Here is a 13,629-nt window from a genome sequence, read left to right as displayed (position 1 = left end):
AAATAAGAATTACAGGATTGTTATTGAAAATATTCCTAATAGTGTGCCAAAGATAGAATTAAATTCATGTGTTTGTTATTTTGAAAATTTAACATTAATTAATGCATATGCAACATCAGTTCGTCCTAAAAAAACTAAGATAGATGGTGTTTTAGCAAATATATATTTGATTTTTCGCATTAACGCAATGCAATTTAAGAATGTAAAGTATCTAACTCCTTTGCGTGTGTATCCTCAGAGAAATTATATAATAGAAAATGAGATGGACAGTGTGGGATTAGGAGGGGAATATACACCTCAAATAATGTGTAAATATGCAGGTAAAAAAATATACGGATTTATTCCACCAACGGAGGAGAAAATACAAGGTGTAGTAAAGAAAATGAACTTTGAACGGTTGGTTAATTTATGGATGGAGTATTTGGACTTGGGTAAATATTCTTTAAATCAAGCGTCTGAAATGATAAAACTTAATGTTGGAGATTATAATATATCAAATGTTGGATTTGGAGTGAGTCAGGTATTGCCAATTTTGGTATCAGGTTTACTTGAGAAAGGCAATGAATTATTAATGTTAGAACAGCCGGAGATTCATCTTCATCCCGCTGCACAAATGGCAATTGCGGATTTTCTTTTGTCAATGGCTATTGATAAAAGGGGATTAATTATTGAAACTCATAGTGATCACATAATTAATCGTATTATTAAGAGAGTGTTACAAGACAAATCAGGCGAATTAAATAATATGATTAAAATCTATTATGTGGATCATGAAAAGCCAATTACGCAAATTTTAATAGATTCACAGAAAGGAATAACAAATGCTCCTAAACAATTTTTTACGCAATTTGGTTCTGAGAGTATGGAGATTGCCAAAATTGCTATGGAAAATTACAGAGAAGGGGTGAAATGGTGATTCAAAAGATTATGTTTTCTCCATGTATGGTATGTGAAAATGAGGAGATTTACGATTGGGTGTTTTTTAATGATATTTTAGACTTTATTAACGAGTATCTTGATTGTGGGTTGGATTCTATAGAGGAATCTATTTTTAATGAGCAATCATGGTATACGCCTCCTGCAGTTAAGGTAAACATGTATAGTTTTTTCACAAGCAATATTGTGCCTAAGTTGTCTGAATTGTTACGCAAGGGAGAGGTTTATAGGTCAGAAGATTTAGAAACAGATAGTATATGTCATATAAAAAATGCTGATTTTAGTATTACAAATGAGAAAGAGATAAAGTTACTCATGAATTATACTGCGAATATCAATCGGGATTATATTTTATTTGTTGGAAAGGCTAATTACAATTTGAATGGGAATTTTCTTAAGTTCCATGTTGACGATGACGAGTTTTTAATCCCTGTTGTAAGAGAACCATATACAGAAAAATCTGGTTGCTTTAATGATTGCATAAAAGACAATGGAAGTAAGGCGATTTTTGTAAATGCAAAGCTATGTAATAAATTGGATCAGGAAATGAAAAAAATAGCTATGACGATTTCTGGTTCAAAAGGTTCTCTATATAAAAAGTACGGAGAAATAATTGCATTAAGAAATGGGTTTACTGAATATCATCCTAAAAATCCATATAATGAGGATACTAAATATTTTATTAGCAAAGATAAAAAGTATATTCTTTCTATTGATTTGTTACATGGGCATTTCGAGGTGTATGAAGGAAATAATTCTAAAAAGCGATGGATTGCAGAATACAATTTTTCGGGGGTCAGATTGTCTCCTGAAAATATGAGCAAAAAGGAATTGGAGGAAATGAGGAGTAATCATAGAGTAGAGGCTTGAGGTTTAACAAAATTAATAATAGAGTGGTTTTATACAAAGAAAGATTAAATATGAAACATATTAATAACATTTCGCCCCCAAAGGGAAGAAAGGTATTTTCAAGAAGAATACTTTTCTTCTCTTTTTTTATTTTAGCAGTCATTGCTTTGGCTCTGGGGCTTTGGTTAAAAAGAACCGTGGATCAGGAGATAAAGCAGGACAATATAGAAAAAGAGATTACCACGGAGAAAGAAAAGGATGGTGTACGGAACCTCCACAAAAAGTACAAAGATATGATCGGGTGGCTAGAAATCGAAGGCACCGGCTTTTCTTATCCGGTTATGCAGACTGGCATCAAAGGTCATCATGAAGGTGACTGGCAGTATTATCTTCACCGGGATGTACATGGTGATTACAGCTTTTATGGGACACCGTTTTTGGATGTCCGCTGTAAGACAGACAGTGATAATCTTATCATTTACGGTCACAACATCAACGGGAGACGGTACTTTGGCTATCTGCAAAATTTCCGTGAGGAAACATTTTTTAAGGAACATCCCGTGTTTTCGTTTACTCCGGTAGAGGGAAAGGAGCAGGACTATCACATCGTTTCGGTATTGGAAACGGACAAATATGCAGATTACTATTCTTTTACGGATTACGGAAATGAGAAGAATTATTACGGGATGGTAGAGAAAATCCTAAGTCACAGCAAGTTTCAGAGTGAAGCGGCAAAGAAGATGAAAAAGGAAATGAATGAAAGTGATGCAGAAGCATTCTTTCGGAAATATAAGTTTGTAACGCTTTCCACTTGCCGGACGATGGATGGAAGGGATAAGCGGCTCATGGTAATCGGCTGCAGGAAACGATAACATGAAGCAAGGAGGACAACAATGCATAAGGAATTAGAGGTTATGAAACCACGCTGCAATGGATTATGGAAAAGGTGTGCAGGAACGGCAGCATTGATCTATTTTTGGATGTTGGCAATTGTGCCGACGGTGGCATTTGCAGCAGACAAAGGGAAAAGCAATGCAACGGATACCGGAGTGACGGAAGTTACGAACGGTATCAATGTAATCAAGGACTTGGTTCTTGGCTGTGTTGGTGGAGTCGGAGTGATTTTTCTTGCCTGGGGGCTGTTAGATTTCGGTACCGGGTATTCGGCACATGATACAACACAGCAAAGTCAGGCAATTAAAAAGGTGATCGGTGGGCTGATCATGATTGCAGTTCCGGCGATTCTGAAACTATTGGGCGTTTCATAATAAAAGCGGGTGCAGCAGATCATAAATTTTCGCTGTGTCCGGAATCCTGAAGGGAGGTGATGATGGTGGGATTGTGGGATTCCGTAACAGGATTTTTTTCAGATTTAGGAGACTTCTTTAGCGGTAAAGACTTTTTTGAAGCTGCCGGGTACGCATGGAATGACATGATGAAACTGGCAGCCGATGTTTTGACGAAAAATCCATCTTCCGGCACCTATAAAGATGTCTGGAAAAGTATATCAACGATCTATACCACCTTAAATGTAGTTGCAGTTTCGTTGCTCTGCATTTTTTTCTTATATGGATTTTGCAGGGACAGTTGCGACTTACATACGGATCTGACATTTGAACGAACGATAAAAATGTTCATTCGGTTGATCATAACCTCAAATGTGATGAGCATGGCATTAAGTTATATGCCGAAGTTTTTTACATGGGGCAAGAACCTGACATCCGCAATCTTGGGAGAAAACAAGCTGTCAATGATTTATGACTTTGATGGTGCAAAGGTGTATGAAAATATATCCAGTGCAGACTTTGGAACGATGACCGCTTTTTTGACGAGTATCCTGTTTTTCTTATTTACCGTCGTGTGCGGATTTATCGTGGTGCTGACGGTGTTAAATCGTATTCTGAAGATTTACATGATCGCTCCGTTTGCAGGTGTGGCATTGTCTACCCTTGCAGCAGGCGGTCAGACGGCAAATGTTGGTTATTCTTATATACGCACCTTTTTCGGATATGTGTTTTCTGCGTTGCTTATTGCGGTTGTGATTACGATCAGTGCCAGTTTTATCAATACCGTTGCAATCGACACGGAAAATGCAATCATCCGGTTGTTGGAGTATTGCTTGAAGATGGGAGTTATTTCATCCTCGGTAAAGATGTCGGACAGTGTCATGCAGAAAGCATTTAATCTATAGAAATGAGGGAAATCAATGACAAAAACAATCAATCCGGATGTGGCTGCCTTTAAGGATGATTTCTTCAAGGGATTGTCTTTCCGAGAGTGCGTATTCGGAGCAAGTGCACTACTTACAGGAGTGGGAGGAATCCTGCTTCTGCATTTTTACTTTGATGTAGGAATCAATACAGCCATTACATTGTGTATGCCAGTGATCGGTATCATTGGACTATGTGGGTTTTACCATAAAAACGGAATGACATTGGTTCAGCTTGTGAGAAGGAGTATAAAACTCATGTTTCACAAGCCCTATGTCTATGAAACAAGAAATCAGTTAAAGGAATTGGAGGTACAGACAAATGGAAGCAGAAAAAAACGAAGAAAGAAACAATGAGAAGATGAGGATTGATATTGAAAGGAATACAGACAGTGAAAAAAGGCTGATGGGTTACATAACTGCCATTGCAGAAAGCCGGGATCAGTAACAGCAGCGTTTGGACACTATGTCCAAACAGAAGCAGGTGCAGGAGGAAAAAGTAATGACGAAATATGTAAAAATCTCTGTATTAGCACGAGAGACCGCAAAGAAAGTCTGTCGTGGCAGAGAGCAGTGGATTCGATACCTTGATGTTGCGTCAAGGTTATATAAGTATCCCTTTGAGGACCAGCTACTCATCTATGCACAGCGACCGGACGCAACTGCCTGTGCCTCGCTTGAAATGTGGAATGAGAGGATGTTTTGCTGGGTAAACCGGGGAGCAAAAGGAATTGCCCTTATTGATGGGGAAAGTGAAAGACCAAAACTTCGATATGTCTTTGATGTATCCGATGTTCATAAGGCGAGACGGATTGGTAAAGATCCGTTTATCTGGCATTTGAGGGAAGAGCATAAAGAAGTGGTTCTTGCCGAACTGGAGCACATTTATGGCAGTACTAATGATTCCCTTCCTTTTGAAAACCGTATTTATGAGATTGCTGAAAGAATAGCGGAAGATTTTTATGAGGAAGCGGTCGATGAGGTGATCGATGAAGCGGCAAACAGTTTTCTGGAAGATCTGGATGGGGATGCGGTTGCTGTCCGGTTCCGGGAAATGCTGGTACAAAGTGTAAGTTATACTATCCTGAAGCGGTGTGGATGTGATATGACGGAGTTTGACGATGAGTTTACCTTTGATTACATCCATGAGTTTAATACGCTCAGAACCTTATCGGTACTTGGCAGTACCACTTCGGAGTTATGTGAACCGGTGCTGATCCGGATTGGCAGAACGATTGCAAGGTATGACAGGGCGTTATTGCAAAACAGACGATATACAATAAATCATAATCATACAGAAAGGGCGGTGGCAGGGCATGAATCTGACATACGAAAGGAACGGGGACTATCGGATTCCCAATCTGATACCTCGGAGCAGGAAGGAGCAATGCTGACGAAATACGGAGTGTTGCGGAAGAATTATCTGAAAAACTACAGGAGGGGGATTTACACGGGACTTCTTCTGAGCGGAGAACTGCTGACACACTGCCTGGAGATTCAGGAACAGGCAGAGGAGAGGTTCGAAGTGCTGACACAGCAGTTGTTGAAGAATCAGATCGTGACGGAGGAAATGAAACAGAACGATCCGTTGCAATGGACGAAAGAGATGAACCGGATCTATCAGCAGGCGGAGGAGATCGTTCTGAAGGAACTGGTTTATCAGTAGCAGAGTTAGAGCAGTATGAACCGCCTGAAGACAGTCCCTATCGACAAATGGATTTATTTTCTCTTATGTCGGAACAGGTGGGAAATATTGCAATGGCACAGGCAGAAATGCCATCAGACAGATTCCTTTTCGGCACGATAACTGCAGGGCAGATCGAGGAGATTCTTCGCACCGGCGGAGGAAAGGAAAACAGCCGGAAACGAATTTATCATAAGTATCAGACCGGAAAAACACCGGAAGAAATGGAGGCTTTTCTTCAGAAAGAATACGGAGAAACCGGCAAAGGATTTCAACTTGGAGGGGAACAGATTTCGGTCTGGTTTAACAAAGATGGAATGTATGCGGCACATGACACTTCTGCTTTTGAACACACGGAGGTACATCTTTCATGGAGTGCTGTGGAGTCTGTGATCCGTGAACAGATCGAAGCAGGTAATTATATTAATAACAAGGAAGCATATCTGGCTGACCAGTTTGTAAGAAAAGAGTTAGCCGATATGCTTTTCTTTTATTACCGGGACTCTGTTGGAGCGTTTCCGGAGAAACTTGGATTTGATGGATATGATTATCCGGTACAGCATGAACGCATTACGGATATGTTGTCCAATGGGGAGGATGTTCAAAGGATTGTAGAGCAGATGGACCAGACACTGCAACAGGTAGATGCCGGAGAAATACAGTACCGTTTTCGTCTGATCAAAGATCCAAAAGAGCTGCGGTATGACCTTGCAGATCTTTTAAAAGAAAAGGTTTCTTATCCGTTGCCGGAAGAAGTAAAAGTGGCTGTTGAGGATTTTATCACAGCGGATGAGATTGACCACACCCTTACGAGAGGTTCCGGCTTTGAGCATGGCAGCTTTCGGATTTATGACTTCTATCATCAGGAGCATACCTTAAAAGAAGCCGCAGATTTTCTAAAAAACGAGTATGGAACCGGAGGTACCAGTCATGCACTGGCAGGTTCAGATCGCAGCTTTAAGGATTATGATGCGAAAGGAATTAAATTACGCAAGGGTAGCATTATGACACCGGATGCGGAAGTTCTTCTTTCATGGAATATCGTGGCAAAACGGATTGAAAAGCTGATGAAAGAGGATCGTTATTTCTCTGCAGAAGATAAGGTAAAGTATGCCCGGTATAAACAGAAGCAGGAAGAAAAGGCGCTGCAGCAGGCAAAGGAAGAACTGGGATCTGTGGCTGATGAACCAGAAATCGTTTCAGAAGAGATGGAGAATGTGGCTGACGAACCGGAAGTTGTTGCCGAAGAATCAGATCAAGATAGTGACGAACAGGAAATTCTTTCGGAAAATAATGCGTCAGAGGATATTTCAGCAGAAAACTATGTAATTTCAGACATGGAATTAGGTGTCGGCACAGCGAAAGAAAAGTTTCAGCGAAATGTGGAAGCCATTCGTACATTGGAAACGATTGAATCGGAGAAAAGACCGGCAACGAATGAGGAGCAGGAGGTTTTATCAAAGTATGTTGGCTGGGGAGGTCTTGCGGATGCGTTTGATGAAACCAAGAGTGCTTGGGCAAAGGAGTACGCTGAACTGAAAACCCTGTTGTCAGAGGAAGAGTATATTTCTGCAAGGGAAAGTACCTTAAACGCTCATTACACCAGTCCTGTGATCATTCAGGAGATTTACCGGACATTGCAAAGAATGGGATTTACAAAAGGAAATCTTTTGGAGCCTTCGATGGGAATCGGCAACTTCTTTGGGATGCTGCCGGAGACGATGCGTGAGAGTCATCTGTACGGCGTTGAATTGGATAGTCTGACAGGAAGGATAGCCAGACTACTATATCCGAAAGCCAATATTACTGTGGATGGATATGAGAAAACGACATTTCCGAATGACTTCTTTGATGCCGCTGTTGGTAATGTTCCATTTGGTCAGTACAAGGTGGCAGATAAGAAATACGATAAATTCAATTTTCTGATCCATGATTACTTCTTTGGAAAAACGTTAGATCAGGTGCGTCCGGGCGGTGTGATTGCTTTTGTCACCAGTAAGGGAACGATGGATAAGGAAAATCCAAAGGTGCGAAAGTACATTGCACAGAGAGCAGAACTATTGGGGGCAGTCAGACTTCCTAATACCGCATTCAAAGCCAATGCCGGAACAGAAGTCACATCGGATATTCTTTTCTTACAGAAGCGTGACCGTATCGTAGACATAGAACCGGACTGGGTGCATCTTTCACAGGATGAGAATGGCATAGCCATGAACAGCTATTTTGTGGAACATCCGGAGATGGTTGTTGGCTCGATGGAAATGGTAAGCGGACCGTATGGAATGGAGAGTACCTGTGTGCCGGATGATTCACTTCCTTTCGAGAAGCAGCTACAAAAGAGTTTGTCCTTTATCGAGGGGGCTTATGAAGAAATTGAGCTGGAAGAACTGAATGAGGAGTTGACGGTAGAGGTTATCCCGGCAGTGCCGGAAGTGAAGAACTTTAGTTATGCGCTGATAAATGATCGGCTGTATTATCTGGAAAACTCTTTGATGCGTCCGGTGGAAGCCTCCGAGGGAATGCTTGAGAGGATCAAGGGCATGGTTGCCATAAGGGACTGCACGCAGGAGTTGATCCGATTACAGTTAGAAGATTATCCGGATGAGCAGATTCATTCCAGGCAGAAACAGTTAAATGACCTGTATGATTCTTTTGCAAAAGACTATGGGAGAATTTATTCCAAAACCAATAAGCGGGCGTTTCATCAGGACAGCAGCTATTGTCTGCTCTGTTCGCTGGAGAAACAGGACGAGGAAGGCAACTTTCTTGGAAAAGCGGATATGTTTACGAAGCGCACCATAAAGAAAGCAGAAGTTGTGACCAGTGTGGATACGGCAAGTGAAGCGTTAGCGGTTTCATTGGCAGAAAAAGCAGCGATTGATTTTGAATACATGTCGGAACTGAGTGGAAAAGACAAAGATACGATGATCGATGAGTTGACCGGCATTATCTTCAAAAATCCACTTAGTGAGGAATGGGAAACGGCGGATGCTTATTTAAGCGGAAATGTGCGAAACAAACTGGAAGCAGCCGAAACTTTTGCGAAGAACGAACCCATGTATGCGGTCAATGTGGAAGCATTGAAACGGGTACAGCCGAGAGAACTGGATGCCAGTGAGATTGAAGTCCGGATTGGAGCAACATGGATTGAACCGAGATTTATCGAGGACTTTATGCGGGAAGTGTTTGAGACACCGGAGCATTTATTAAATCGTGATGTAATAAAGATCCAGTATTCCGATGTGACCGGGCAGTGGAATGTGAAAGGAAAAAATGCAGACTTTGGAAACGCACTTGTAAATATGACATACGGAACCAGCCGGAGAAATGCGTATCAGATTTTGGAAGACTCCCTGAATCTGAAGGACAGCCGTGTGTATGACACAGTGATCGAGGATGGCAAAGAGAAGAGGGTTCTCAATAAAAAGGAGACAACGATTGCTGCACAGAAGCAGGATGCCATGAGGGAAGCCTTCCGGGACTGGGTATTTCGTGACATGGACAGGCGTAATGAACTTGTAAGTAAATACAATGTATTGTTTAATTCCACCAGACCACGAGAGTATGACGGTTCTCATTTGAAGTTTCCAGGAATGACACCGGATATTGAGTTAAAGGGTTATCAGAAAAATGCCGTGGCTCATGTTTTGTATGGAAATAATACACTGCTTGCACACTGTGTCGGTGCCGGCAAAACATTTGAAATGGTTGCGGCTGCAATGGAAAGCAAGCGTCTGGGGTTATGTCAGAAAAGTTTGTTTGTCGTACCAAACCATCTGACGGAGCAGTGGGCCAGTGACTTTTTACGATTGTATCCGGGAGCCAATATTTTAGCGGCTACCAAGAAAGATTTTCAGCCGGCAAATCGTAAAAAGTTCTGCTCACGGATTGCTACCGGCGATTATGATGTGGTGATCATCGGGCATAGTCAGTTTGAAAAGATACCGTTATCTGCCGAACGGCAGACTGCCATTATTGAGCGGCAGATTGCTGAGATTACGCAGTCGATTGAAGAAATCAAAGCGGAGCAGGGAGAACGCTATACCATTAAGCAGATGGAGAAAATGAGGAAAACCCTTCAGACACGGTTGGACAAACTCAATGATACTTCCAGAAAAGATGATGTTGTGACCTTTGAACAGTTAGGCGTGGACAGGCTCTTTGTGGATGAAAGCCATTATTACAAAAATCTTTTCTTACATACAAAAATGCGTAATGTAGCGGGTATTGCGCAGTCGGAAGCACAGAAATCTTCCGATATGTTTGCCAAGTGTCAGTATCTGGACGAGCTGACCGGCGGAAAGGGCATTACCTTTGCAACGGGAACCCCGATTTCCAACAGTATGACGGAATTATACACCAACATGCGTTACCTGCAGTATGATACGCTGCAGCGGATGGGACTGGGGCATTTTGATTCCTGGGCATCTTCCTTTGGAGAGACGCAGACAGCGATCGAACTTGCACCAGAGGGAACCGGATACCGTGCAAAGACGAGATTTGCCAAGTTTTACAATCTGCCGGAGTTAATCGCCCTGTTTAAGGAGTGTGCGGATATTCAAACACCGGATATGTTAAATCTACCCATTCCGAAAGCAGAGTATGAAAATGTGGTATTACAGCCGAGCGAACATCAAAAGGAGATGGTCGCATCGTTAGCGGAGCGGGCGGAGGCAGTCCGTGACCGGAGAGTGGAACCGCATGAAGATAACATGTTAAAGATTACAAATGATGGAAGGAAGCTGGCGCTGGATCAGAGACTGATCAATCCGCTACTGCCGGATGAAGAACATTCCAAAGTAAACGTCCTTGTGCAAAAGGCGTATGAAATATGGGACAGGACAAAGGTAGACAAATCTGCACAACTTATCTTTTGTGACCTTTCGACGCCGAAGATAGTCGGGAAAACAATCGCAGGTGATGGAAATGATATGTTAGAAGCAGAAGTGTTTGATGATGTCTATCATGACATTAAGCGGAAACTCGTGAACCGGGGTGTACCGGAAGAAGAGATTGCCTTTATTCATGAAGCGAATACGGAATTAAGAAAGACGGAGCTGTTTGGCAAGGTAAGAAGCGGACAGGTTCGTTTTTTGATTGGTTCCACGCAGAAGATGGGAGCCGGAACCAATGTGCAGGACCGTCTGGTTGCCTTGCATCATTTGGACGTTCCATGGCGTCCGTCAGATGTAGGACGGATTTTGCGGACATTCAAAATAAAAAAGAATGTGGAGGTAACAGACAATGGCAAAATCATTATTTGAGGAACTGGGCGGCAAATACGAAAGGCAAGGGGATTATTTGATACCGTGCTTAACTGTACCCGCCGAAGAAGAACAGGCAATAGGCATCTGGGGGCAACGGCATTTAGATTATCTAAAACAGTACCGTAAAGTTACATACACCAATCTTCTTACAAGCGGCAGGCTAAACGCCTACCTTGCCGACATCAACAGACAGGCACAGGAACGCTTTGAAAGGCTCATAGAGGGTATGAAACAGGCACAGGGCATAACGGAACAGCTAAAGGCAGAAAACGCCTTAGAATGGACAGGATGCCTCAATAACATAAGGGCTTGTGCGAGGGAGATTGTGGAAAAGGAAATTATTTTTGCATAAACAGATGATTAGTGGCAGGGGGAAATCCTGCCGCTTTTTCTGCTTTAGTTTGTCAGCTTGACAAATAAAGGGTTAAGGAATATAATTAGATTCAGTATTATACAAGGAGTTAATAAATATGCGGCAAGGTATTCTTAAATAAACTGTCAATTTGATAGTGGGAACAAAAAGTAGCAGTCCCGTTTCACTTTTAATATGGGGCTTAGTTTTTTGTACCCAGTTTAAGAATACTTTTATCATGTAATTTTATATGCCCGAAAACATATAAGTGTTTTGGGGCTATTGGAGTTATTTACCCAGTGATAGGAGTATTTATCACTGGGTATTTTTATGCCCTTTTTTGGGTGTTGATAGGAGGAAAATCACATGAAAATAATTAACTTAGGCATTCTGGCTCACGTTGACGCAGGAAAGACAACATTAACGGAAAGTTTATTGTATACCAGTGGTGCAATTGCAGAACTAGGGAGCGTAGATGAAGGCACAACAAGGACAGATACAATGAATTTGGAGCGTCAAAGGGGAATCACTATCCAGACAGCAGTGACATCTTTTCAGTGGGAGGATGTAAAAGTCAACATTATAGATACGCCAGGCCATATGGATTTTTTGGCGGAAGTATACCGTTCTTTATCCGTATTAGACGGAGCAGTATTATTAGTTTCTGCAAAGGATGGCATACAGGCACAGACCCGTATACTGTTTCATGCACTACAGACAATGAAGATTCCGACAATTTTTTTCATCAATAAAATTGACCAAGAGGGGATTGATTTGCCAATGGTATATCGAGAAATGAAAGCAAAGCTTTCTTCGGAAATTATAGTGAAGCAAAAGGTTGGGCAGCATCCCCATATAAATGTAACGGACAATGACGATATGGAACAGTGGGATGCGGTAATTATGGGAAACGATGAACTATTAGAGAAATATATGTCAGGGAAACCGTTTAAAATGTCAGAACTGGAACAGGAAGAAAACAGGAGATTCCAAAACGGAACGTTATTTCCCGTTTATCACGGAAGCGCTAAAAACAATCTGGGGATTCGGCAGCTTATAGAAGTGATTGCCAGTAAATTTTATTCATCAACGCCTGAAGGTCAATCTGAACTATGCGGGCAGGTTTTTAAGATTGAATATTCAGAGAAAAGGCGGCGTTTTGTTTATGTGCGTATATATAGCGGAACATTGCATTTGAGGGATGTTATTAGAATATCTGAAAAAGAGAAAATAAAAATCACAGAGATGTGTGTTCCGACAAACGGTGAAATCGTCCCGGCTGACCATGCCTGTCCGGGAGAAATTGTTATTTTAGCTGATGATACTTTGAAACTGAACGATATCCTGGGAAATGAAAAACTCCTGCCTCACAAAACACGGATTGATAATCCCATGCCATTACTTCGGACAACGGTAGAGCCGCAAAAGCCGGAGCAAAGGGAAGCCCTGTTAAATGCCCTCGCAGAGATTGCTGATACAGACCCTCTTTTGCATTTTGACATTGATACTGTTACCCATGAGATTATGTTATCTTTTTTGGGGAATGTGCAGATGGAAGTCATTTGTGCCATCCTTGAGGAAAAATATCATGTGGAGGCAGAAATAAAAGAGCCTACTGTTATATATATGGAAAGACCGCTTAGAAAAGCAGAATATACCATCCACATAGAAGTCCCGCCAAATCCTTTCTGGGCTTCTGTCGGGTTGTCCATAGAGCCGCTCCCTATTGGAAGCGGAGTGCAGTATGAAAGCAGAGTTTCACTTGGATATTTAAATCAATCGTTCCAAAATGCGGTTATGGAGGGGGTTCTTTATGGCTGCGAGCAGGGGCTGTATGGATGGAAAGTGACAGACTGTAAAATCTGTTTTGAATATGGATTGTATTATAGTCCTGTAAGTACCCCCGCAGACTTTCGGCTGCTTTCCCCTATCGTATTGGAGCAGGCTTTAAAAAAAGCAGGGACAGAACTATTAGAGCCATATCTCCACTTTGAAATTTATGCACCGCAGGAATATCTCTCACGGGCGTATCATGATGCTCCAAGGTATTGTGCAGATATTGTAAGTACTCAGATAAAGAATGACGAGGTCATTCTGAAAGGAGAAATCCCTGCTAGATGTATTCAAGAATACAGGAACGATTTAACTTATTTCACAAATGGGCAGGGAGTCTGCTTGACAGAGTTAAAAGGATACCAGCCAGCTATTGGTAAATTTATTTGCCAACCCCGCCGCCCGAATAGCCGTATAGATAAGGTTCGGCATATGTTCCACAAGTTAGCTTAACAGCTTGCAAAAGTCATATAAAATGAGATTTGAAAGGAGAATGTAA

At 41.7% G+C, this 13,629-nt stretch carries 10 protein-coding genes and 1 pseudogene; all 11 read left to right on the top strand.

From position 1 onward, the window contains the following. Window positions 1-916, top strand: a 916-nt coding sequence (locus tag DW981_RS11340; RefSeq protein ID WP_147352642.1) for an AAA family ATPase, incomplete at its 5' end; no start/stop codon positions are given. Continuing rightward, window positions 910-1,806 (top strand): hypothetical protein, encoded by an 897-nt coding sequence (locus tag DW981_RS11335; RefSeq protein ID WP_118507789.1) that lies wholly within the window; start codon window positions 910-912, stop codon window positions 1,804-1,806. The genes DW981_RS11340 and DW981_RS11335, both read left to right, overlap by 7 nt. 50 nt (window positions 1,807-1,856) lie before the next feature. Beyond that, a complete protein-coding gene (locus DW981_RS11330; RefSeq protein WP_118507788.1) occupies window positions 1,857-2,657 on the top strand; it encodes a class B sortase in 801 nt (266 codons plus the stop codon). Between the two features lie 21 nt (window positions 2,658-2,678). Next, window positions 2,679-3,053, top strand: a complete 375-nt coding sequence (locus DW981_RS11325) for a hypothetical protein (protein WP_118507787.1) — start codon at window positions 2,679-2,681, stop codon at window positions 3,051-3,053. A 62-nt stretch (window positions 3,054-3,115) separates the two neighbouring features. Next, window positions 3,116-3,976: a hypothetical protein gene (locus DW981_RS11320; RefSeq protein WP_118507786.1), complete on the top strand. Its 861-nt coding sequence runs from the start codon at window positions 3,116-3,118 to the stop codon at window positions 3,974-3,976. A 15-nt stretch (window positions 3,977-3,991) separates the two neighbouring features. Continuing rightward, on the top strand, window positions 3,992-4,351 hold the full coding sequence (locus DW981_RS11315; protein WP_118507785.1) for a PrgI family protein: 360 nt from the start codon (window positions 3,992-3,994) through the stop codon (window positions 4,349-4,351). Beyond that, the gene (locus DW981_RS15965; RefSeq protein ID WP_279220196.1) at window positions 4,317-4,442 is read left to right on the top strand and encodes a hypothetical protein; all 126 of its coding nucleotides are present in this window, start codon (window positions 4,317-4,319) and stop codon (window positions 4,440-4,442) included. The genes DW981_RS11315 and DW981_RS15965 overlap by 35 nt, the downstream gene beginning before the upstream one ends. Window positions 4,443-4,496: 54 nt before the next feature. Beyond that, window positions 4,497-5,660, top strand: coding sequence for a TnpV protein (locus DW981_RS15180; protein WP_182434251.1), 1,164 nt, complete (start codon window positions 4,497-4,499; stop codon window positions 5,658-5,660). 3,098 nt (window positions 5,661-8,758) lie between these two features. Next, window positions 8,759-10,885, top strand: a pseudogene (locus DW981_RS16235) (SNF2-related protein); the annotation flags it as partial. A 37-nt stretch (window positions 10,886-10,922) separates the two neighbouring features. Next, window positions 10,923-11,297 carry a TnpV protein gene (locus tag DW981_RS11305; protein WP_001129922.1) on the top strand — a complete coding sequence of 125 codons (375 nt, stop codon included), beginning with the start codon at window positions 10,923-10,925 and terminating at the stop codon, window positions 11,295-11,297. Between the two features lie 366 nt (window positions 11,298-11,663). After that, window positions 11,664-13,583, top strand: a complete 1,920-nt coding sequence (gene tet(O) / locus DW981_RS11300) for a tetracycline resistance ribosomal protection protein Tet(O) (RefSeq protein ID WP_117874544.1) — start codon at window positions 11,664-11,666, stop codon at window positions 13,581-13,583. Window positions 13,584-13,629: the final 46 nt, after the last annotated feature.

The sequence above is a fragment of the Clostridium sp. AM49-4BH genome, assembly GCF_003478335.1.
Lineage (GTDB): Bacteria > Bacillota > Clostridia > Lachnospirales > Lachnospiraceae > Butyribacter.
Note: the sequence above shows the minus strand (reverse complement) of the source record. Positions and strands in the feature narration are given on the sequence as shown.